This window comes from Bifidobacterium sp. JNUCC 75 (assembly GCF_054819865.1).
In genome coordinates, this window is record NZ_JBTHIF010000001.1 from 326,726 (window position 1) to 348,705 (window position 21,980).

Annotated in this window: 16 protein-coding genes and 2 pseudogenes; 2 read left to right on the forward strand and 16 right to left on the reverse strand. The window is 59.1% G+C overall.

Translation table 11 applies throughout. From position 1 onward, the window contains the following. Nucleotides 1-33: 33 nt before the first annotated feature. From ACVWNW_RS01350 to ACVWNW_RS01375, 6 genes are all read right to left on the reverse strand, one after another. Nucleotides 34-576: a heme-degrading domain-containing protein gene (locus tag ACVWNW_RS01350; RefSeq protein WP_052733347.1), complete on the reverse strand. Its 543-nt coding sequence runs from the start codon at nucleotides 574-576 to the stop codon at nucleotides 34-36. A gap of 96 nt (nucleotides 577-672) precedes the next feature. Further along, a complete protein-coding gene (locus tag ACVWNW_RS01355; protein ID WP_454482586.1) occupies nucleotides 673-1,458 on the reverse strand; it encodes a TIM barrel protein in 786 nt (261 codons plus the stop codon). A gap of 68 nt (nucleotides 1,459-1,526) precedes the next feature. After that, nucleotides 1,527-2,954, reverse strand: a complete 1,428-nt coding sequence (locus ACVWNW_RS01360) for a sugar porter family MFS transporter (protein ID WP_052733348.1) — start codon at nucleotides 2,952-2,954, stop codon at nucleotides 1,527-1,529. Between the two features lie 250 nt (nucleotides 2,955-3,204). After that, nucleotides 3,205-4,005, reverse strand: coding sequence for an IclR family transcriptional regulator (locus ACVWNW_RS01365; RefSeq protein WP_046323112.1), 801 nt, complete (start codon nucleotides 4,003-4,005; stop codon nucleotides 3,205-3,207). Beyond that, nucleotides 3,986-4,819: an IclR family transcriptional regulator gene (locus tag ACVWNW_RS01370; RefSeq protein WP_046323113.1), complete on the reverse strand. Its 834-nt coding sequence runs from the start codon at nucleotides 4,817-4,819 to the stop codon at nucleotides 3,986-3,988. The genes ACVWNW_RS01365 and ACVWNW_RS01370 overlap by 20 nt, the downstream gene beginning before the upstream one ends. Nucleotides 4,820-4,980: 161 nt before the next feature. Further along, the gene (locus ACVWNW_RS01375; RefSeq protein WP_454482589.1) at nucleotides 4,981-6,441 is read right to left on the reverse strand and encodes an NAD-dependent succinate-semialdehyde dehydrogenase; all 1,461 of its coding nucleotides are present in this window, start codon (nucleotides 6,439-6,441) and stop codon (nucleotides 4,981-4,983) included. Between the two features lie 255 nt (nucleotides 6,442-6,696). Between ACVWNW_RS01375 and iolD the strand changes: the two genes are divergently transcribed. After that, a complete protein-coding gene (iolD, locus tag ACVWNW_RS01380) occupies nucleotides 6,697-8,571 on the forward strand; it encodes a 3D-(3,5/4)-trihydroxycyclohexane-1,2-dione acylhydrolase (decyclizing) (RefSeq protein ID WP_454482591.1) in 1,875 nt (624 codons plus the stop codon). 157 nt (nucleotides 8,572-8,728) lie between these two features. Here the strand turns inward: iolD and ACVWNW_RS01385 are convergent, their stop codons facing one another. The 6 genes from ACVWNW_RS01385 to ACVWNW_RS01410 all read right to left on the reverse strand — a co-directional run bounded on the left by ACVWNW_RS01385 (nucleotide 8,729) and on the right by ACVWNW_RS01410 (nucleotide 16,522). After that, the gene (locus ACVWNW_RS01385; protein WP_454482593.1) at nucleotides 8,729-11,371 is read right to left on the reverse strand and encodes an ATP-dependent Clp protease ATP-binding subunit; all 2,643 of its coding nucleotides are present in this window, start codon (nucleotides 11,369-11,371) and stop codon (nucleotides 8,729-8,731) included. Nucleotides 11,372-11,473: 102 nt separating this feature from the next. Next, a complete protein-coding gene (locus ACVWNW_RS01390) occupies nucleotides 11,474-12,478 on the reverse strand; it encodes a DUF3027 domain-containing protein (RefSeq protein ID WP_261252290.1) in 1,005 nt (334 codons plus the stop codon). A gap of 68 nt (nucleotides 12,479-12,546) precedes the next feature. Then, nucleotides 12,547-12,936 (reverse strand): cold-shock protein, encoded by a 390-nt coding sequence (locus tag ACVWNW_RS01395; protein WP_015022102.1) that lies wholly within the window; start codon nucleotides 12,934-12,936, stop codon nucleotides 12,547-12,549. Between the two features lie 86 nt (nucleotides 12,937-13,022). Then, complete coding sequence (locus ACVWNW_RS01400) at nucleotides 13,023-14,783, reverse strand: sensor histidine kinase (protein ID WP_461196300.1); 1,761 nt, start codon at nucleotides 14,781-14,783, stop codon at nucleotides 13,023-13,025. A gap of 184 nt (nucleotides 14,784-14,967) precedes the next feature. Beyond that, entirely contained in the window at nucleotides 14,968-15,726 is a 759-nt protein-coding gene (locus ACVWNW_RS01405; RefSeq protein ID WP_110425491.1) for a response regulator transcription factor, read from the reverse strand. Between the two features lie 4 nt (nucleotides 15,727-15,730). After that, nucleotides 15,731-16,522, reverse strand: coding sequence for a TPM domain-containing protein (locus ACVWNW_RS01410; RefSeq protein WP_454482597.1), 792 nt, complete (start codon nucleotides 16,520-16,522; stop codon nucleotides 15,731-15,733). A 69-nt stretch (nucleotides 16,523-16,591) separates the two neighbouring features. Here ACVWNW_RS01410 and ACVWNW_RS01415 point away from each other — a divergent pair, with 69 nt between their 5' ends. Next, nucleotides 16,592-16,885, forward strand: a complete 294-nt coding sequence (locus ACVWNW_RS01415; protein WP_015022106.1) for a WXG100 family type VII secretion target — start codon at nucleotides 16,592-16,594, stop codon at nucleotides 16,883-16,885. Between the two features lie 216 nt (nucleotides 16,886-17,101). Here ACVWNW_RS01415 and groL read toward each other — a convergent pair whose 3' ends face one another. From groL to ACVWNW_RS01435, 4 genes and pseudogenes are all read right to left on the reverse strand, one after another. Further along, nucleotides 17,102-18,721 (reverse strand): chaperonin GroEL, encoded by a 1,620-nt coding sequence (groL, locus tag ACVWNW_RS01420; RefSeq protein ID WP_024626575.1) that lies wholly within the window; start codon nucleotides 18,719-18,721, stop codon nucleotides 17,102-17,104. 273 nt (nucleotides 18,722-18,994) lie between these two features. Beyond that, nucleotides 18,995-19,135 (reverse strand): annotated as a pseudogene (locus ACVWNW_RS01425) (IS256 family transposase); the annotation flags it as partial. A gap of 2 nt (nucleotides 19,136-19,137) precedes the next feature. Then, nucleotides 19,138-21,081, reverse strand: a pseudogene (locus ACVWNW_RS01430) (ABC transporter permease); the annotation flags it as partial. A gap of 8 nt (nucleotides 21,082-21,089) precedes the next feature. Beyond that, nucleotides 21,090-21,821 (reverse strand): ABC transporter ATP-binding protein, encoded by a 732-nt coding sequence (locus tag ACVWNW_RS01435; RefSeq protein ID WP_029676375.1) that lies wholly within the window; start codon nucleotides 21,819-21,821, stop codon nucleotides 21,090-21,092. Between the last annotated feature and the right edge of the window lie 159 nt (nucleotides 21,822-21,980).

The window sequence follows — 21,980 nt, forward strand, 5'->3', positions numbered from 1 at the left end:
TGTGTGCTTGACTTTTGCCTGACCTGCCCGGTTCTATTGGGCTGAGACGAACTCCTTCAAGGTAGCAGTGACCAGAGAGTGGTCATAGATCGAGGGCAGCCCGGAGACGGCTGTAACCCCAAACACCAGGCCACTGGGCAAAAGAAGCGGGAAAGCTCCGCCATGCGCCGCAAAGTCGTGTGCATTCCTTCGTGAGCTCACGTCAAAATCCTCCTCCTTCTGCTGAAAGTCGGTGCCTACATAGAGTGAGGCATGGCCATAGGCAAGCACCACATTCCCCTTGCGCTCAGCCCAGGCGTCATTGTCTTCTGCAGCCCCGGGAATGGCCGCATGGAAAGCCCTCTGCAAACCCAGGCGTATATCGATGGCGACCGGCAACTGCAGGCGGTGGGCTGCAGCGTAGATGGCGCTGCCTACCTCCCAGGCATCATCCACGCTAAAGTCGCTGAATCGCAGTTCCTTCTCCTGAGACTCGATAAACTGTTTACGCTCGGCAAGCTTGCCCTCGTTGGCATCGAATATTGCCTTGTACTCGTTATACCTTTTCACTACTGCATCAACTGAAATCTGTTTCATCATGACTCCTTTGTATTCATCTGAGTTATATTCCAATCCTTATTGGAATTACGAAAATTCTTATCGTGCACTGCGAGACCTACTACTTATGAGGTCTCATCCCCTGCACTGGGCGAAGGCCTGCCCAAAGGCTTGGAGGGCCTTATCGCTGTCGCCTGATGCATACCCCTCCATCCCGATTGGGCCAGTGAAATCAGTCTCATTGACGGCTGCCGCCACCTGTTCCCAGCGCACCTCCCAGGTGCCCGGCTCGCACCGGCCAGGGACATCGGCCGCCTGGAGCTCACCGATATAGGTGTTGGCCTCCTTGACGGTCTCGATGAGATGGCCATCATCCTCCTGGGCATGGTAGAGGTCCAGCATCAGTTTGAGGTTGGGGCTGTCGACACGCTTGACCAGGGTCAGCGTTTCGTAGCTATGGCAGAAGGGGACATGCGGATGGTCAACCCTCGAGTTGAGATTTTCCAGCAGGTAGGTCACCTGATTCTCCTGGCCCAGCTCGGCGAACCTCGACAGGGTGTCATAGGCGTTGAGCCACATATCGGGAGTGACCCGGTCAATCCACTTGGCTGCCTTGCCATCGACCAACTCAGCACCGTGGATTACAAGCTTGTCGATGCCAAGATCCTTCAATTCCGGCAGGATCTCTTTGGCGGTCCGCAGCATCTCTTCGCTGTCATCGGGATAGGCAAGGTTGCCATGCACGTAGCCCTGAGCACAGTTGATGGGCACCCCGGTAGCCTTCAGCTTGTTCAGATCATGACTGTAGTGAGTCCAGATATCCACTCCGAAGCCCATCTGGTCAATCCGCTTGATTCTCTCCTCGATAGGAAGATCCAGATAGACCATTTCAGCGCAAATCGTCAATTGATTGTGTGCCATCGTACTATTTCCTTTCCTTATGACCGCCCACCTGCCGGCAGGCAGTCCTGTTCATTCAGAGTTCCTGTTCAGGCTTCCGCTTTTGCAGTACGGGCCCTCGCCTCCTGTTCAATCTTCTCCAGGCTCTTCCCCCTGGTCTCCGGAATGAAGGCCTTGGTAAAGAAGACGGCTCCTACATTGATGAGTGCGAAAATGAAGAAGGTGACCGCTCCCCCGACCGCGTTGAGCAAGGGAAGGAAGAGGAGGGAGATGATAAAGTTTGCCGCATTCATGGCCACATTGGCATATCCCACGCCCTTGCCGCGGACCTTTGCCGGGAATACCTCAGCAATGAGCAGCCAGGTCACCGGCGAGACCATGCCCTGGGCGAAGGCGAGATCAAACATGACCAGACCGATGAGGAGCCAGGACATGCTGGTGGATGGATGGTTGGGGTCGATAAAGAGATAGCAGACCCCTACCAGGGCCAGGAAGACAGAGACCCCGCCCAGGCCGATCATCAGTGCAGTGCGGCGGTTTATCTTGTCGATAAAGCCGAGGCCACCGATGACGGCAGCAACAGACGAAACAATCATGACCGGAACCATGGCGATAATCGAGTTATCAGGGTCGATGCCCAATGTGGAAGAGAACATGGTAGGAGCGAAGAAGTTGATGGCGTTGGAGCCGACCAGCTGGTTTATCAGGGCTGCACCAACTCCTGCGATCAAGACCCTACGCAGCCAGGGGGTAGAGAAATTCTCCCTGGTCCCCTTCGTCTCATTCTTTTCCGCCGCCTGGAAGGAGGTGAAAGTCTCCTCCGCCTCGGACTTTGGACGAGTTTCCAGCAGGAGCTTGACTGCCTCGGTTTCCATACCATGCCTGGCAAGGAAGCTTGGCGTTTCATGGACAAAAATTGCCGTTATGACCAGTAGGACGGCTGGAACCACAGCCGCCCAAACCATGGCATGCCAATCTGCCTTGACTGCCAGGACAGCGTTGACCAATGAGGCGAGCAGCTGGGAAATATTGATCATGACCGAATTGACCGAAACCAGTCGGCCACGCTGCGCGGATGGCGCCATCTCACCAAGATATATGGGGATCACACAGGAGGTCGTCCCCACTGCAAAGCCTACGATCATCCGGGAGAAGGCAAAGAAGGCGATGTTGGTTGCTAGAGCACACATTAGCGCCCCGACCAGAGCGAGAAGAGCCCCATAAAGGATCAGTCGCTTGCGCCCCAAGCGGTCTGCCAAGTTGCCGCCGCAGAAGGAACCAACAGCACAGCCTAGGAGCATGACCGCAGTGATGATGCTCTGATTCCAAGCGCTGAGCTGATTATTGGACCCGTCAAAATTCATCGTTACGAGCGCCCCAGACAGGAAGGTTAGCGTATAGCCATACAGTCCCCCGCCGAAAATTCCCACCACGACCATCATGGTGACATAACGTTTGCGGTTGCGGGCCAAGGCTTCGACATCCATGTCTTGGGAGGCCTCTTGAAATGTTCCCATGTTTATTCCTGCTTCCCATTGACACCAAATTTGACACCGTTATCAAATTACGGTCAACATGTTCAGTATACGAAATAAAATACAAAAAAGAAAATCAAAAAGGCAAAAAACTTATGTTTTTCAGAAAACTATCCAAGAAATAGGAATATGGCCTAGACAGTGGGCTTGTTGGGACGTTTTTAACGGCAAAATTAACCGCAGACAGCCTGAGCCAGCCTTCGAACGCCACTGCCTCCTTCAGGGCTGGGCATCAAGCCTGAGAATGGGACGAGTTTCCCAAAAGCTGACTTGATTCCAGCCGATCTACATAGGCCGTGAGCTGTCCTGCCAGTTCTTCACAGCGCGGCATCATCGCGTCCGCGAATCCTCCGGTTGATAGGGCTCCGACCACCATGCCATCCTGTTGAGAAAAGATAGGGACACCAATCGAGGCCACACCGATGGTGATGTCCTCATTGGAAATAGCGAATCCTCTCTCCCGAATCTGCTTGATATCGGTACGCAGAGCGCTGGCAGTGACCAATGAGTTCTCATTATAGCCCGCAAAGGGGGCCTGTTTCAGGTAGTCATTCTGGATCTGCTCATCGGAATAGGCCAGGCAAACCCGGCCAGCAGCACCGGCGAAGAAGGGCAAGGTACCACCCGGCCGCAGGATCAGCGCGTCAATGCTGGGCCCCTGTGCGCATTCCACGCAGACGGTTTCGAAGCCACTGATGACGGTCAGGAAAGTCGTCTGCCCGGTAAGAGTCGTCAACTCAGCCAAGAGTTCATAGGCATTGGGCCATTCAGTCAAGGAGCTGCGCGCCACATCAGAGAGATTGAGCCAGCTTAAACTCAGTGAATAAGTATCGTCCTGGTTGGCCTTGACCAGACCGACTTGGACCAATCCATCCAGGATCCTATAGGCGGACGAGCGGGGAATGCCAGAGGCAGCCGCCACTTCTGCAGGCCCGATACCGTTGTTGTCAGCCAGGACGTCGATGATCTTCCCAGCCTTGGAAAGGGCTCCGGTCGGCTCCTGATTGCTGGCCTTACTGCTCGCTCTTACCATCGAACCTTCCCTCTTCGCCATCAACCACATAGCCCAGTCCCTGCGATATCTCCCCGGCAGCTTGGAGCAGGCTGGTCACCTCACGCAAATCGGCACCTGATTCAACCAAAGCCCTACTGGATCGAGACAGCCCGCTATAACAAGCCGCAGCCCTGATGTGACCAGCATGATCGAAGATCGGGGCTGCCAGGGTTAGCGCCCCTGGTACTGTTTGGTCAACATCGTAGGCATACCCTCGTTGGACCACCTTTTCAGCCATCTGCATCGAGCGCTCCCGGAAGGTGGACAACAGCCCACCGAGGTCAGCGTTGTAGCGATAGTGTTCGATCAGGCGCTCAAAACGCGCTTGATCCAAAAAGGCCAGAAGCACGTCTGAAGGTGCACCCAGACTAATCGGCAACGAATAGCCGATCTGAGGCGAGCGCAATCGACTCTGCCCCAGGAAGGTCATCTGCACGCAGACCGAGCGCACATAGTGGCGGACAAAAAGGCTCCAGCTGCCGTTCGAGCCCTCCTGCCTTTTAAAGACATGTCTTGCGATGCTTTGCACATCCAGCCTCGCCTCGATACGGCCGCCAATGCGCACACAGGCGATGCCCAATCGGTATTCGCCGCGATGCAGGCCATGATCCACCCAGCCCAAGGTCACGAGATTGGAGAGCAGGCGATAGGTGGAGCTGGCAGGTTCGTGCACATAGGCGCTGATTTCATGGATGCTGGAGGGGCCAAGTTGTTCCAGAGCGTCAAGCACTGCCTTGGCCTTAGTCAGGGTGCCAACGCTGTGTCCCGAGTCAGATTCGGTACCTTGCCTCAAGGCACCCTCCTTCTTGTCCTAAGTAAACTATCCATGCCCAGTGCACATTATATGGTGTCAGCAGGCTATCTTCCTCACAACAGGGCCCACTCCCGATTGGCACTGAGCCGTGCCAACCTGCACCCAACCTCCCGGGTTTGCAAATCGAAAGGCTCAGAGCATCAGGGCACCAGCAGGGTGTACTTGGTGGTCATATATTCAAAGATGCCTTCGGCTCCTCCCTCTCTGCCGACACCCGATTGCTTGACTCCGCCAAAGGGAACCGTGGCATCGGAGAGCACGCCGGAATTGATGGCCAGAACACCGGACTCACTACGGCGCTGCATGAGTTCACTGCGCTTGATCGAACTGGTATAGGCATATGCCGCCAGCCCGTACGGCGTGTCGTTAGCAGCCTGGATGCCTTCCTCGTCGCTGCCAAAACGGCTCACCGCCAGGACAGGCCCGAAGATTTCCTCGGCATATACCCGAGCCTTGCGAGGAACCCGGTCCAGGAGCGTCGGCTGGAAGTAGCGTTCTCCATGCTCATCCCTGTGACCGCCGACAATCAGCTCCGCTCCCTGACTGACTGCCTCATCGACTAGGCCGCCAATGCGCTCTACGGCCTTGACATCAATCAGGGGGCCGATATCGGTTGCCTCATCCATACCGTCACCCACGACCAGGGCCTCGATGCGATCCTTCACCTTGGCCACAAACTCATCGGCAACCCCATCCTGGACCAGAATCCTGTTGGCTGAGGTGCAGGCCTCCCCATAGTTGCGGAATTTGGCCAGCATGACCCCGTCAACAGCCGCGTCAATGTCGGCATCATCAAAGACCACAAAGGGGGCGTTACCGCCCAACTCCATGGAGGTGCGCAGCACATTGTCGGCCGCCTGCTTCATCAGCTTGACACCCACAGGGGTGGAACCTGTAAAGCTCACCTTACGCAACCGCTGGTCGGCAAAGAGGGCATCTGAAATGTGGGAGGAATGGGAGGTTGTGATGACATTGACCACACCCTTAGGCACCCCTGCCTGTCGAAGAATCTCCACCAGCGCCAAGGTGGTAAGAGGGGTCAGCTCGGCAGGCTTGACCACCACGGTATCGCCGGCAGCCAGGGCTGGGCCAATCTTCCTTGTTCCCATGGCCAGCGGGAAGTTCCAGGGGGTAATCAGGTAGCAGGGGCCCACCGGATCGTGGGTGACCAGACCCTTGCGGCCGTCTGGCAGGTGGAAAGTCCTGCCATATTCACGCATGGCCTCCTCTGAGAACCACTTGAGGAAGCCGCCACCATAGTCCACCTCCCCCAGCGCCTGCTTGAAACTCTTGCCCATTTCCCGGGTCATCAGCTCTGCAAAAATCTCCCTGTTGTCCATCAGGGCCTCATAGGCAGTTTGCAGAATGTTCCTACGTTCTTCGGGCGTTGACTGGCCCCAGGACTCCTGTGCCCGGTCAGCACTGTCCAGAGCCGCCAACGCCTCCTGCTTGTCCCCGTCTGATGCCTGGTAGAGCGTAGAGCCATCAGCAGGGTTTTCTACTGTAAACACCTTGCCACTATCGGCAGCCCTCCACTGTCCATCGATAAACAAACTCTTTCCCGACTGGGGAAGCACTGACTCGACCTTGTATTTCCACATACCGTCTACTCCTCACTTTCGCCGCTTCTTTGCAGCAATTACATTCCTTTGCGCAGATAAGCAACTACAACATACTAAATTTTAGACATTTTGTCCATTTAATGATATTTTTTACATATGTAGTCAGTAGTATTTGATTTGACTGCCATGACCCAGTCCGGTCCCAGACGGAGGCAGGCAGGGCAAGGACGCCTGCAGGCATGAGCCGGTGGCTATTTGAGGGTATGTATACAAGAAAGCGAAGGATAAAGCGAAATGGTATCAACGATACGATTGACAGTCGGACAGGCCATTGTGCGGTTCTTGGAGGCGCAGCAAGTCACCCGCGACGGGCAGACCAACACCTTCTTCGGAGGTGCCCTGGGCATCATGGGCCATGGCAATGTCGGTGGCGTTGGGCAGGCCTTTTTAGAAGAGAAAGAACGAATGCGCTTCATCCAAGGGCGCAATGAACAAGGCATGGGCCACATAGCCGTTGGCTACGCACGGCTCAAAAACCGCATGGGAGCCATGGTCGTGACCACCTCCATCGGTCCAGGAGCCGCCAACCTAGTAACTGCTGCTGGCACGGCAACGGTCAACCATCTTCCCGTCCTCCTGCTGCCCAGCGACATCTTCTCCACCCGTCGTGCCGGTTCAGTCCTGCAGCAGATAGAGGATGAACGCTCCTATGATGTTTCCGGCAACGACTCCCTGCGCCCCGTCAGTCGCTACTGGGATAGAATCAACCGCCCTGAACAGCTCCCGACAGCGCTCTTGGCAGCCATGGAAACGCTGACGAACCCAGCCAAGACGGGGGCGGTAACCCTCTGCCTGCCCCAGGATGTTCAGGCCGAAGCCTACGACTTCCCCACTTCCCTCTTCAAGGAACGCATCTGGAGAATCGGCCGGCCCCGAGCGGATGCGGACGCTTTGGCTGCAGCCGCCGAAGCCATACGTGCCAGTAAACGGCCCTTCATTATTGCTGGCGGCGGTACAGTCTACTCTTCAGCCAGCCAGGACTTGACCGACTTCATTGAACATACCGGCATCCCCGTTGGCAGCACTCAGGCCGCCAAGGGGGCTGTAGCCTATGAGCATCCATTGAACGTCGGACCCCTCGGCTCCATCGGACTCAAATATGCCAATCAGCTAGCACGCCAGGCCGACCTGATCATCGGCATCGGAACCAGGTACACCGACTTTACTTCAGCATCGAATACCATGTTCCAGGACCCCTCGGTGCACTTTGTCAATATCAACGTAGCTTCCTTTGATGCCAACAAGGAAGCAGCCATCGCGGTCGTCGGGGATGCCAGGGAGGCAATTCGTGAACTGAGCCGAGCCCTGAAAGACTGGCAAGTACCTTCTGACTACCGCAGGCAGGCGCAGGAGGCTGCAGATGAAGCAAGGGCGGAAGTCGTTCGGCAGACCCAGCATATTCCCGGAGACAACAAGCTCGGTCAAAAGGAGGTGATCGGCATTGTCAACAGTTTCGCCAAGCCTCAGGATGTGGTGGTTAACGCCGCCGGATCCATGCCTAGTGACCTGCAGAAGCTCTGGAGACCAGGATCCCCTCTAGGCTATTCAGTCGAATACGGATACTCCTGCATGGGCTACGAAATACCAGCTGGCCTAGGGATGCGTATGGCTGCACCAGATCGGGAGATCTTCACCTTCATCGGAGACGCCTCCTTCCTCATGTACCACCAGGATGTCCTCACTGCCATTCAGGAACATGAAAAAATCATCATTATTCTGGTCGACAATCACGGGTTCGGTTCCATCAACACCCTCTCCCATCAGGTTGGATCACAGGGGTTTGAAACCCGCTTCTACATGAAGAATGAGCAGGGACTGGAGGACAAGGACCACTACCTGCCCATCGATTTCCCGAAGATATTGGAGGGGTATGGCGTACCCACCTATTGCCCCACTGACGCCGAGGAGCTCAAGGACGCAGTCAAGAAGGCCGTAGATGGCGAGACCATAGCCGCCATCTACGTGACGGTAGATCCTGTTGTCCGCGACAACTCATCCCAGGCCTGGTGGGATGTAGCGACACCCCAGGTGGCCCATATAGATTCCAGCAAGCAGGCCCACCAGGCCTATGAGGAGGTACGCACCAAGGAGCAGAAGCTTTACCTGTAAGTTTCACCCTCTCCAGGTCCAACCTATTGCTGGGCAGAAACCTGGAAATATCAATGATGGGGTGGGGAACACCTTTCGCGTTCCCCACCCCATCATTGTGTTTTACGCCTTGGACCCTCTGCTAAACAACCAGAGAGTGCGTCCTTGGCCTTTTTATTTATTCAGCTGAACCTTCTGCTGGTTCATCGCCCAAGGGACGCTCTGCCCGCTCTACCTGGGAGGCGTCCTCAGAGAGATCGGCATCTGGGGTGGCAGACACTGGGGCTCCAACCAGTTCAGGCTCCTGGTTCTGTCCATCGGTAGAGTTAGCCGCATGACGGGGTCCCTCGAAGGGCTTGCCCGTGAAGGTGAACTCGCCTAGGATGCCCTCACCTTCTGCGTCAACCTGAACGGACTCGTTGTCCGTAAGGTCGCCCATGAGGATCTTCTCGGAGACCGCATCCTCGATGTCCCGCTGGATGACGCGGCGCAGAGGCCGGGCACCCAGGAGCGGATCGAAGCCCTTCTCGGCCAGCAGGTCCTTGGCCTTGTCGGTCAGATCCAAGGACATGTGGCGTTCAAAGAGACGATCGTTGAGCTGAGCGATGTCCAGATCGACAATCTGACGGACCTGGGGCTCGGTCAGCTGCTGGAAGACAATGATGTCATCCAGTCGGTTCAGGAACTCGGGCCTGAACTGCTGCTTGAGCTCACTGGTCACCTGGTCCTTCATCCTCTGATAGGAGGTCTCGGTGTTGCCGCTCACGTTGAAGCCGGTGTTGGCAGCCTTGGCGATGTCGCGGGTTCCCAGGTTGGTGGTCAGGATGATAATGGTGTTCTTGAAGTCCACCATGCGACCCTGCCCATCAGTCAGATGGCCGTCGTCCAGCACCTGCAGCAGGGTGTTGAAGATGTCCGGATGGGCCTTCTCGATCTCGTCGAAGAGGACCACGGAGAATGGCTTGCGCCTGACCTTCTCGGTCAGCTCGCCGCCCTCTTCGTATCCCACGTACCCCGGAGGGGCACCGAAGAGACGAGAAGTGGAGTACTTCTCCGAGAACTCGGACATATCCACCCGGATCAGGGCATCCTCATCATCAAAGAGGAACTGGGCCAGAGCCTTGGCCAGCTCGGTCTTGCCCACACCGGTGGGTCCAGCGAAGATGAAGGAACCTGCAGGACGCTTGGGATCCTTGAGGCCCACACGGGTACGGCGGATGGAGCGGGACAGGGCGGAGACGGCCTCATCCTGGCCGATGATCCGCTTGTGCAGCTCCTTCTCCATACCCAGGAGCTTCTTGGACTCGGCCTGGGTCAGCTTGAAGACCGGGATGCCGGTGGTCGAAGAGACCACTTCGGCGATCACATCCTCGTCGACAACCATCTTCACGTCGGACTCGCCCTCGTGCCAGGCCTGCTCCTTCTCCTTGCGCTCGGCCTCCAGCTTCTCCTGGCTGTCACGCAACTGAGCGGCCTTCTCGAAGTCCTGGTCCTTGATGGCCTGGTCCTTCTGGGCGGAAATACGATCCACCTTGGCATCCAGCTCTTTGAGCTCTGGCGGGGCAGTCAGCCGCTTGATGCGCAGACGCGCACCAGCCTCATCGATCAGGTCTATAGCCTTGTCAGGCAGGTTCCTGTCCTGAATGTAGCGTGCAGAGAGCTCAGCCGCCGATTGCAGGGCCTTGTCGGTGATGGTGACGTGGTGATGATGCTCATAGCGACCGCGCAGGCCCTTAAGGATCTCGATGGTCTGGGCGATTGTGGGCTCGGAGACCTGAATAGGCTGGAAGCGCCTCTCAAGTGCTGCGTCCTTCTCGATGTACTTGCGATACTCGTCGGTAGTGGTGGCACCGATGGTCTGCAGCTCGCCGCGGGCCAGCAGGGGCTTAAGCATGTCAGAAGCGCCCAGGGCCCCGTCGGCCGAACCCGCTCCGACGATGGTATGAATCTCATCGATGAAGAGAATGATGTCGCCCCGGGTCTTGATCTCCTTGAGCACCTTCTTCAGACGCTCCTCGAAGTCGCCCCGGTAACGCGAACCGGCCACCATGGAGCCCAGATCCAACGAGTAGACCTGCTTGCCCTTGAGCGTCTCCGGAACATCGCCCTCATGGATCTTCTGCGCCAGGCCCTCGACCACGGCGGTCTTGCCCACGCCAGGCTCGCCGATCAGCACCGGGTTGTTCTTGGTCCTCCTGGACAGAACGACCATGACCCGCTCAATCTCGTTGGCTCGGCCGATGACCGGGTCCAGCTTGCCTTCAGCGGCTTCCTGGGTCAGGTTCCTGCCAAACTGGTCCAGGATGGCCGAACCGGTTTGCCCGCCCTTGTTGGAAACGCCGCCGGCATTTGCCAAATCGCCCTTGCCAGCGTCGCCGCCTTCATGGTTACCGCGAATCATGTCAATAGTGGCGGTCCGCAGATCGCCCAGATCCACACCCATCTTGATCAACACCTGGGTGCCGACGCCCTCACCCTCACGAATGAGGCCGAGGAGGATGTGCTCAGTGCCAATGTATGAGTGACCTAATTGAAGAGCTTCGCGCAGCGACAGCTCCAAGACCTGACGGGCGTGCGGCGTGAATGGGATGTGCCCATTGGGGACCGCATTGCCCTTACCGATCATCTCCTCAACCTGCTTGCGTGTGGCATCCAGTTCCACGCCCTTGGAGGCCAGGGCCTTGGCGGCAACACCGTCACCTTCCCTGATCAGGCCCAGGAGGAGGTGCTCGGTGCCGATGTAGTTGTGCTGCAGGGTGCGGGCCTCTTCCTGCGCCAGCACAATCACCCGCCGCGCACGGTCGGTAAACCGTTCGAACATACTTGTCCTTCCCTTTGATCCGTAATTCACTCTACAGATTTACGGTGACGTTTATTCTCGGCCCGCCGGTGATTGCGCTCTGAACGCAACAAGGCCTTGGAATCAGTCCTCTGAGCCGTCTTCCGACTCCATCTGCTCCATCAGTTCCACCTCAGGGCGCTCCTCGCGTGGCTTCTGCCTGACCACATCAATATGAAGATCGTCATAGGCCGGCTGGGACTGAACCCAAAGATGGGACTCCTCCTGGGGCTCGATCTCAGAATGCTCACCACAGCCATGATCCAGGGAGACCACACGCCCGTCGTCCGGGCTCCAACGATTCGCGCACACGCCGAACATAGTCCCCAGATCGCCAGCCAGGGGAATCATGAAACCGCAGGTCTCGCATGCCTTGCCCTTGGCCGTCCGGGTCGATAGGGACTTGGGACCGTGCTGACCCTCGTACCAGCGCTTGGCGGTGGCCGTCCTAGCCTCGGCAGTCATCACGTGCCGGCGGCTCAGAGCGAAGCGATCGACAGCCTCATCCAGGTCGGCGGCAGAGGTCTGTGCATCGAAGGAAACCTGATCATTCGGTTCTTGCTTGTGAACGTCTTTTTCGCCACCTGAGCGGTCTACCAGGCGGAAGACCGCACCGTCAGTCCCCTGATCGGCACCATCAGCATCAACCGAGGCTGATGCTATCTGGCCTTCTTTATTCTCCTCTGAGGTCTGCTCTACTTCAGAATTCTGAGGCACTGCCTGCGCAGGTTTGTATCCGGCTGTCAGCCTGGGATCGTCGGGATCCGTTCCCATGACGTCTGTTACGCTCAGATCCGAGGGCAACAGGCGATCCTTCCAGGGAACCCATGCCGGGGGTTGCAGGGCCGCATCAGTAGGCACCAGCGACGATTCATCCACAGTCCAGGTATCGGCATCCTCATCGCGGTAAAGGGTGACCGACCACTGCCAGCCCTCGTATCCCTTGATGGCCGAGGCGAACCGGTAGTCCCAGACTCCATCCCCGATCGGGGTACGGCCGACCAGTTCACCGACCTCATCGCTGTCGGCAGCCACGCTCAGGGCCACTCGCCTGGCCAGTTCCTCAGGATCCAGGTCCTCTTGAACCATCTATCACACCTTCATCATCAGTGGGACCGGACAAGACCGATCCACATCGGATTCTTCTCGCCGTCCACTCAGTCCGGCACATCAAAGTCATCGGCCACAGCCCTCAGAAGGGTGGCCAGCTTGGCGGATTCGGCCCGACCTGGATAGTGATGCCGACGCAGGCCATTGCCAGCCGAGTCCAGCAGCTTGATCAAATCCTCCACGATGGCGGCCATATCGTCCGGATCGGGTCGTTTGGCGCGCAGGATGGAGGGGGTTGGCCCCACCAGCTTCAGATCCAGGGCCTGGGGGCCCTTGCGGCCCTCAGCCACCGAGAACTCCACCCGGGATCCCTTGCGTATAGTGGATACTCCAGCAGGTAGTGCTGATGAGGGCAGGAAGACATCTCCACCTTGTTCATCCGTGATGAACCCGAACCCCCGCTTGGCGTCGTACCACCGTACTCTCCCGCTGGGCATGCTCTGCCACTTCCTTACGTTGCTTCTTGAACAGGTATATCCGAAATCAGTCTACCTGAATGGAGAGGGCAGGACGACCCATCTTGTCATAGGCGTACGGGACGGCTGACAACAGGATTGGCTTGCTCCTCAGCGCCCTCCTGATCCCGCCTGACACCCTGGGGTATGACGATGGTGAAAGTCAAGCCGCCCCCCGGGGTCTGCGACGCGCAGATGAATCCCTGATGGGCCTTGACAATAGACTGGACAATGGCCAGTCCAAGCCCCGTGCCGCCTTTCTCCCGAGCCCTTGACGGGTCGGCGGTGTAGAAGCGCTCGAAGAGCCTGGACCTGGATTCCTTCGGGACACCAGGTCCATGATCAACCACGCGGATGATGGCATAGTCGGTGCCCACATGGCTGTTTTCTGCCACCTGGATCGCCTCGGTCAGGTGTCCCAGCGAGGACTCAGTGGCATCCAACCTGGTCAGATCCGCTGGAGCGATGGTCGCCTTGACCAGACCCAACCCCACCTGGACCGGCGAATCAGACGGAGTGTAGCGGTGGATATTGCCCACGATGTTGGTAATCACCTGACGAAGGCGGCTGGGGTCGCCTGTCACCTGTACCGAGGGCAAGGGTCCTTCCTGGATATCCAAGCTGACCGATGGACCCAGGTGCCCGCCCACGGTGATTTTCTCCTTGTTGCGTCCCTTGAGGCCTGACAGTCCCTTACTGGCTGTGGCTGGCATCTCCTGGGGAGCAGGCTGATCCTCGGTATGCAGGCAAACCCTTCCGGTAGCCACCTCTCTTCCCAGATCCAGGGCATGCAAGTCGTCCACTCCGTCTCGCACCAGACCGGTCAGATCGACCGACAGGGTCGGGTCGATTCCCCTGCCCTCATCCAGACGAGCAAGCGAAAGCAGATCCGTGACCAGAACCGTCATTCTGGTCGAAGAGTCCTCGATATGCTGAATGGACTTGTCGGCACGCTCCAGAGCCCCTGGATAGTCGCGCTGCATCCTGTAGAGCTCTGCATAGCCGTGGATGGCGGCCAGAGGAGTGCGCAACTCGTGACTGGCGTCCGAAACGAACTGCTTCATCTTTTCAGTGGTCTGGCGCTGCTCGTCGAAGGAATGCTCGATTCGCGCCAGCATGGCATTGAGGGATGCCGCCAGGGAGCCCACTTCGGTATTCTCCGGGAAGCTGGGAATGCGTTGGGAAAGGTCGCCGGCCGCTATCTTTGCAGCAGTCTTCTCGATGCGCTTGAGGGGAACCAGAGTGGACTGAATCAGCAGGACCGAGATGACTCCTCCCAGAAGGACCACTACGACGGAAATGATCATGCAGAAAGCCGTCAAATCATGCACGGCCTCATCCTGGTCGCTCATGGACAGACCGATGAAGAGCACACCACTGATTTCGGAACCGTCCAGATCATTGCGCAGCTTCCACTGCATGGCCACCACACGCCATGAGGCCCGGGCTCGCTTCATGGTGTCGCGGTCGGGCGAGGCTTGTTTGGAGACCCGCACATATGCAGGTACCGTGGTCGGCTGGCCAAGGGGTATCGAACCCAGGCTGCCATCGGCGGGCAGACGCGGGCGGGAGATGACCCCGTTGACCTGCATGGGATTGAGGTCGTCCGAAATGATGTGCAGGTCATCGTCACGAATCTGCAGGAAGTAGTCGGTGGGACCCAGGCCGTTCTTGCTCAGATCCTCCTGGCGCAAAAGCGTGGCGTTGCGGATGCCCAGATTGGCCTGGCGAATCAGCTGGGAGTCCGTACGCTTCATCAGATAGTCATCAGCCATCTGGCAGATGGCTACAGAGACGCCTACCGTACCCACGATGAGCAAGATGAGCATGCTGGCCACAAGTTTGGTACTTAGGGGAATCGCAGCCAGAGGCGACCTGGGCATGGACCTGCCCCTCGGCTTGCCGGAATCGGCTCCCCTGCCGGAGTCCGAACCCTTGAACGACCTGGACCTGTCGGCCGACCTCGGATCGGGAACAGTCGATTGTCCTGTCTCAGGGGTCGGACTCTGGGGACTAGTCGCCATCGCCGCCGTCCGATGCGTTCTGCCTAGGGGCCCGAATCATGTAGCCGATTCCTCGCTTGGTCTCGATCAGCGGGGTGACCTTGCGCTCACCGCCGTGCCCATCGCTGACAGTGATGCCATCCACCTTCTTGCGCAGGTAGGAGATATAGGATTCCACGATGGCCGCATCACCGCCCCAGTCGTACTGCCAGACATGGTCCAGAATCTGGGCCTTGCTGAGCACACGACCCTCATTATCCATCAAGTAGCGCAGCAGCTTGTATTCGGTCGGGCTCAGGTCGATGGGTCGGCCAGCCCTGGTGACATCGTGGGAATCCTCGTTGATCTCCAGATCACCCACGCGGATGATCGGGTCATCCTCCTGGTGCTCGCGGGTTCTGCGCAGTATAGCCTTGATTCTGGCCACAACCTCCTCCAGGCTGAAGGGTTTTGTCACATAATCGTCGCCGCCCACAGTCAGCCCCATGACCTTGTCCTGGGTGTCATCCCTGGCGGTCAGGAAGAGCACCGGCGCTTCGATTCCCTCCTGACGGATACGGGAGGTGACTGTGAACCCATCGATGTCAGGCAGCATGACATCCAGGACAATCAAATCGGGCTGGATGCGCTCAATGACCTGAATGGCCTCAGAGCCGGACGCTGCGGTCTCAACCGCAAAGCCCGCGAAATGCAGGGAAGCCACCAGCAGATCCCTGATGGACGGTTCGTCGTCGACCACGACCAGTTGTGCTTGCGTCGGTTTGCTCATGGCTTCAGCTTGCCGCCTCTTTCTGGGTATTATCTGAAAGTTCGCTGACCGTCTCTGTTGGGCGTGATTGCTCCTTCACCGAACTGGACCTGCGATGATGAGCCCCGCTTCGGCTGCTGCGACGCCACCAAATCGTAACGGCTACGCCCAGAATAACCAGGACCACAAACGTTACCGAAAGAGCGATGATCATGACCCGGTGATGCCTGTGGTTTTGCTCAAGAGTCTCCACTTGGGTCATCATGGCCTTGGCCGAGCCCACCCAATCAGGATTGCGGCTTTTGGCGACCGGCTCCAGAGCAGCCTGCGAGAGCTGATCCACGCTGGATTGGTCCTTGAGCCAGGCCTGCGAGTTGCTGGAGACCGCCACGACCAATTTGCCGTCCTGAGAGGCCACTGCCAGCATAACCGTGTCTTGGGCAGGCTTCATTGATTCGAGCGCCCGGGATGCCCAGATCTCCGGCTTGACGCCCTCGTAGAAATGCGGCAGGTAGAGCAGTCGGACCGATACTCCTGTTTGCTCTGCGGTCTCCTCGATCGCATCCTTGACGGATCCCACATCCGAACCCAGCAGATTCTGTGGATCAGTGATCGTGTCGGTCATGGTTCCGGCCCCGGTCTGAGGCTCATCGGCAAAGACCCTGGTCGGTCCAAGGGCGCCTGTCATCAAAACCGTCAAGAGCAGGAAAGCCAGAACCCGCCTCATGGCCAGAGCGCAGCCTGGACTCGCCTTGTGGAGGAAGACTCGTTCGACCACATGGGTCCGTGGACGGGGCAACCGCGTGAACACTGTCATAGTGTCCACAGTAGCGGCTGACGGCATCGGACTCCCCCACCATCACCGCCATTCACGGAAAGGACAACCATGACACGGTTCCAAGTTGATTCGGATCAGATACAGACAGCCTCCGGCGCAGTCAGCGGCTCAATAGGGGCCATCAGAGATGCCGTGGCGGGAATGTACACCAACCTGGACAATCTCCAAAGCGTCTGGCAGGGCTCGGCGGCCAGCCAATTCGCCACAGTGGCCCAGCAGTGGCGCGCCTCGCAAGCCCAGATGGAACAAGCACTTGAAGGCATCCAGGCGGCATTAACCCAAGCTTCGGCTCTTTATGCAGATACCGAAGCCCAGGCCACACGCCTCTTCGCCGGAGCCTGAGCATCGGGCCTATGTGCTGGCAGCTCAGAGCTATTTGACCATTTGACCATGGCGCATCGGGTCCAGACCCGGCAGGCATAGGGAAATACAGAACAGGCGATAAAGGAAAGCAGACCATAAAACAGAAAGGGGCCTGCGCACCATATCCCGATGCGCAGGTCCCTGTTCTTGGCGATTACTGGGTTCAGCCGAAAAGCCCGGCCGAACCTCAGGGGATCAGTAGCCCATATCGCCCTGAGGCTGAGCGGCGGCAGGTGCCGGAGGCTCAGGCTTGTTGGCCACGACAGCCTCGGTGGTCAGGAAGAGCCCGGCGATTGAGGCTGCATTCTGCAGCGCGGAACGGGTCACCTTGACGGGGTCGGCCACGCCGGCCTCCAGCAGGTCCTGATACTCGTTGTTGGCTGCGTTGAAGCCCTGGCCAGCAGGCAGCGAACGGACCTTGTTGATGACCACGTCACCGGAGACTCCGCTGTTCTCAGCGATCTGCTTGATGGGGGCCTCGATGGCGCGGAAGACGATGGATGCGCCGGTGGATTCATCACCATCCAGCTTGACATCCTTCTCAGCCTTGGCAGCGGCCTGAACCAGAGCCACGCCGCCTCCGGGCAGCAGGCCCTCTTCGATGGCGGCCTTGGCGTTACGGACAGCATCCTCGATGCGGTGCTTACGCTCCTTGGCCTCGACCTCGGTAGCTGCGCCGACCTTGATGACGGCAACGCCGCCGGCCAGCTTGGCCAGCCGCTCCTGCAGCTTCTCGCGATCATAGTCCGAATCGGTGTTCTCGATCTCGGTGCGAATCTGGCCCACACGTGCGGAGACCTCGTCCTTGGAACCGCCACCGGAAACAATGGTGGTCTCGTCCTTGGAGACGATGACCTTCTTGGCGGTACCCAGCACGCTCATGTCGATGGAGTCCAGCTTGAGACCGAGCTCATCGGACACGACCTGTGCGCCGGTCAGGATGGCCATATCCTGCAGCATAGCCTTGCGACGGTCGCCGAAACCAGGAGCCTTGACAGCGCAGGAGTTGAAGGTGCCGCGGATCTTGTTGAGGATCAGAGTGGGCAGCGCCTCGCCGTCCACGTCCTCGGCCACGATCAGCAAGGGCTTGCCGGTCTTCATGACCAGCTCGGCGATGTGGACCACGTCCTGCTGGCTGGAAACCTTGCCCGAGGTCAGCAGAATGTAGGGATCATCCAGAACGGCGGTCTGGTCGTCGTTGTTGGTAACGAAGTAAGGAGCGATGTAACCCTTGTCGAAGCGCATGCCCTCGGTGAACTCCAGGTCCAGTCCGAAGCGGTTGTTGTCCTCGACGGTGACCACGCCATCCTGGCCGACCTTGTCCAGAGCCTCGGCAATCTCATTGCCGATCTCGGGGTCGCCTGCAGAAATGGTGGCGGTGGCAGCAATCTGGTCCTTGGTCTCGACTTCCTTGGACTGGGCCACGAGTTCCTTGACGATGGCGTCAGCAGCCTTCTCGATGCCGCGGCGCAGGGCAATGGGGTTGGATCCGGCGGCCACGTTCTTCAGACCCTCATGCACCAGGGACTGGGCCAGCACGGTAGCGGTGGTGGTGCCGTCTCCTGCGACATCGTCAGTCTTCTTGGCGACTTCCTTGACCAGCTCGGCGCCGATGCGCTCGTAAGGATCCTCCAGATCGATCTCCTTGGCGATGGAGACGCCATCGTTGGTGATGGTCGGTGCGCCGTAGGACTTGTCCAGCACCACATTGCGGCCCTTGGGGCCCAGCGTGACCTTGACCGTGTCGGCCAGCTTGTCCAGGCCGGCAAGCATGCCCTGACGAGCTTCCTCGTCATACTCGATGATTTTTGCCATTGTTGCTTCCTCCGTCATGGCTTGAGGTTTCATGACCCACCGTCGGCGTGGAACGGAACCCGACCGTCAGCTGTCGCGTTATCACTCCCGCACCTCGAGTGCTAATTCAGCAGATTAGCACTCGATGGGGCCGAGTGCCAACCCGAAGGGAAAATACGCTGCAGGCTGTATGACATATCAAGCTTACTTATCGGCTGCACATGCAGACAATTCGGCCTATAGGAACTAAACGCGTTGTTTTAGGTTCTGTGTGTGGGTTTGGTTGTGTGTTGGTCAGAGTGTGGTGTTGGGGTATCTGACTGGTGTGTGGAACTCGTTCCAGTTGATGGCGGCCTCTAGTGTTTTGTGGGTTGGTTCTTGTGGGTGAGGCGTGTGCAGAGGATGGTGGTGGCTATGGCGACGGCCAGGAGCAGGAGGGACATGGGTAGGAAGATGTCTGCGATGATGGGTGTGTGTTGTATGCCGACCCCGTCCCGGACGAAGCTTATCGCCACGGATGCCTCGGTGATGGCCACGGCGACGAGGGAGAGGATGATGCCGGCGGTGACGTCGAGTGTGGTCTCGATGGCCGCTGACCAGGCGAGGGCGCCGCGGGTGACGCCCATCTGGTTGAGGCGCCGGTTCTGCATGCGTCGTTCGCTGATTCCTATGGCTATAGATTGGACGAGGAATATCAGGGCCAGGATGGTGCCGCCGGCTATCATGAGCGGTGTTCCCTGCTGCTCCTTGATGCTGGTCTTGATGTAGTCGTCGATGAAGTCCTGCCTGTTCAAGGCGGTGATCTTGTGGGTGGTGTCCCTTATCTGTTGGGCTATGTCGTCGGCCTGGGTGTGATCGCGGGCGGTGATGAAGGCGTACAGTCGGCCGTTCTCGCCCTCCCTGGGCAGGCCATCCTCGGTCGTGAGCATGTCCATGTTCACGTGGGGGGTGGTCTTGGGCGGCTCGATGACGGCCACGACCTGGACCTGGTGTCTTTTGTCGTGGCGGTCGATGAGGGTGATCGTGTCGCCCGGCTTGCGCTGGTTGTCGTATGCTCTGCTTATGGCCACCTTGCCGGCGCCCAGGTCGGCCAGGCTGCCCTGGAGCACCTTGGGGGCGGTGTCCTTGTGGCTGGGGTCGGCCAGGTCACGGGCCTGGGCCCAGGTGACCTGGAGGAAGGTGTCCATCTGGATGTTTCCGTGCTTGTCGGTCAGGACCCATTGCTGGGTCTGGTAGATGTCGGCTGTGCCGACCTCCCGTCCGAGCCCCTGCAGCGTGCGCGAGATCCTGCCGGCCTGGGACAGGTCGTCCGAGGAGGCCACCACGTCGGCCTTCATGGGCTCGATGCTGAGCACCACCGAGCTCATGCGGCCCGCCTGCATGATGAGGGTGAAGGAGACCAGAATGGTCAGCGCCATCATGGCCGGCAACGCTATGGCCGTGGCGCCTGCCCTGCCCCTGCGGACCCGTTGCCGGGCCAGCAGGCCCGGTCCGGCCGCGGTTTTTTCGGCCAGCAGGCCCAGCAGGGATGCTACCGGGGGGACCAGCAGGGGGGCGGCCACGTACACGGTGATTATCAGTAGGACGATCAAGCCCAGCAGCCGGTCGTAGAACTCCGAGCGGTCGACCGGCATGAAGGCGACCGTGATAGAGGCTAGGAACAGGGCCAGGGAGCATACGATCCGCAACCGGCTGGCCTTTTTGTCCTTGACGGCCGGTTGTGTCATCAGCTTCAGGGGGGTCTCGGCCCCGAGCCTGCGCGTGGCCAGCCACACGCCCAGCAGGCAGACCGCCATCATCAGGGCGAAGGCCACGGCCGCCACCCACAGGCGGGCCCTGGGGTGGAAGAGCAGGTCGATGTCCGTGGTGCCCATGGCCCTTATGAAGGCCATGCCCACAGGAACGGTCAGCAGGGATCCGGCCAGGCATCCCGCGGCGTCGGCCAGGGCCAGGGGCAGGGAGAACTCTCGCAGGGCCATGGCCACGACCTGTTTGCCCGAGGCGCCGTTGAGCCGCATCAGGCCGTATTCCCGGCGCCTTTCCTGGACCAGGAAGGACACCGATGACAGGACCAGGAACACCGTCACCAGCAGGCAGAACACCAGCGCGATCAGCGACACAGTGTTCAATGCCAGGTCGTAGTAGGCCTTGGTCAGAATGCGGTGGTAGGCGTTCAGGCCCTCCAGGCCGTGCAGGCCGTCGTAGGCCAGGCCCGCCTGACGTGCCTGCAGGGTCGCGCAGGACAGGGTCGTGGCGGCGAACACGGCCAGGCACATGATCCAGTAGGAGGAGCGGTGGGCCCTGACCAGGGAGAAGGACAGGCTGGCCCTTGTTGGCCGCTTGCGCCAGGGTCGGCTCGCCTGCTGGGCCGGGGAGGCCATGCCCGCGCTCACCGGTCGGCCCCGCTCAACGTGGTCTCGGCCAGGTGCATGGCCAGCTGCTCGGCCGTGCAGCCCGACCACACCGAGTGGATGCGGCCGTCGACCAGGAACACGGTGCTGCCAGCACGGGCCGCCACATCCGGGTCGTGGGTCACCATCAGCACCGTGGACCCCCGCGCCGCCACCTGGCCGAAGGCGTCCAGCACCAGCTGGGAGCCGGCGGTGTCCAGGGCGCCCGTCGGCTCGTCGGCAAAGACGACCGAGGGCCTCGAGGCCAAAGCCCTGGCCACCGCCACACGCTGCCGCTGCCCGCCCGACATGTCCGAGGGATAGACGTCGGCGAAACCATCCAGACCCACCGCCTGCAGGGCCCGCACGGCGTCGTCGACCTCGATGCGCGGCCCGCCGAAGAGGAAGGACAGCATCACGTTCTGCAGGCATGTGAACGCTTCGACGAGGTTGTAGTCCTGAAACACGAACCCGATCAGGTCACGCCTGACACGTGTCAGGTCGGCCTCTCCCATCCGGGCCAGGTCATGCTGCCCGATGTGCACCAAGCCCTGGTCGACCGGCAGCAGGCCCGAGGCGCAATTCAGCAGGGTCGACTTGCCCGCGCCCGAGGGCCCCATGATCGCCGTCCATGACCCAGGCGGGCATTGCAGGGACACGTCGGTGATGCCGGCCCCGCCCGAACCGTAATGATAGGAGACACCCTCAAGGGACAGAAACTCACCAGCCATACCCAGCCCCAATCCACAGCCCGACGAAACCCCGAGCACCATACGAATCCACAACGCGAAAAGCTACAGCGAACTTTACACTGAGACGCAATACAAGTATTGCTTGCGTGACGGTTAAAAGTCTTCCATAAATTATTGACAAAAGATGCAATAAGTCAA

Coding starts and splice junctions, on each gene's coding strand:
- ACVWNW_RS01350 (WP_052733347.1), bottom strand. CDS start 576: ATGAAACAGATTTCAGTTGATGCAGTAGTGAAAAGGTATAACGAGTAC.
- ACVWNW_RS01355 (WP_454482586.1), bottom strand. CDS start 1,458: ATGGCACACAATCAATTGACGATTTGCGCTGAAATGGTCTATCTGGAT.
- ACVWNW_RS01360 (WP_052733348.1), bottom strand. CDS start 2,954: ATGGGAACATTTCAAGAGGCCTCCCAAGACATGGATGTCGAAGCCTTG.
- ACVWNW_RS01365 (WP_046323112.1), bottom strand. CDS start 4,005: ATGGTAAGAGCGAGCAGTAAGGCCAGCAATCAGGAGCCGACCGGAGCC.
- ACVWNW_RS01375 (WP_454482589.1), bottom strand. CDS start 6,441: ATGTGGAAATACAAGGTCGAGTCAGTGCTTCCCCAGTCGGGAAAGAGT.
- iolD (WP_454482591.1), top strand. CDS start 6,697: ATGGTATCAACGATACGATTGACAGTCGGACAGGCCATTGTGCGGTTC.
- ACVWNW_RS01385 (WP_454482593.1), bottom strand. CDS start 11,371: ATGTTCGAACGGTTTACCGACCGTGCGCGGCGGGTGATTGTGCTGGCG.
- ACVWNW_RS01390 (WP_261252290.1), bottom strand. CDS start 12,478: ATGGTTCAAGAGGACCTGGATCCTGAGGAACTGGCCAGGCGAGTGGCC.
- ACVWNW_RS01395 (WP_015022102.1), bottom strand. CDS start 12,936: ATGCCCAGCGGGAGAGTACGGTGGTACGACGCCAAGCGGGGGTTCGGG.
- ACVWNW_RS01400 (WP_461196300.1), bottom strand. CDS start 14,783: ATGCTCATCTTGCTCATCGTGGGTACGGTAGGCGTCTCTGTAGCCATC.
- ACVWNW_RS01405 (WP_110425491.1), bottom strand. CDS start 15,726: ATGAGCAAACCGACGCAAGCACAACTGGTCGTGGTCGACGACGAACCG.
- ACVWNW_RS01410 (WP_454482597.1), bottom strand. CDS start 16,522: ATGACAGTGTTCACGCGGTTGCCCCGTCCACGGACCCATGTGGTCGAA.
- ACVWNW_RS01415 (WP_015022106.1), top strand. CDS start 16,592: ATGACACGGTTCCAAGTTGATTCGGATCAGATACAGACAGCCTCCGGC.
- groL (WP_024626575.1), bottom strand. CDS start 18,721: ATGGCAAAAATCATCGAGTATGACGAGGAAGCTCGTCAGGGCATGCTT.
- ACVWNW_RS01435 (WP_029676375.1), bottom strand. CDS start 21,821: ATGGCTGGTGAGTTTCTGTCCCTTGAGGGTGTCTCCTATCATTACGGT.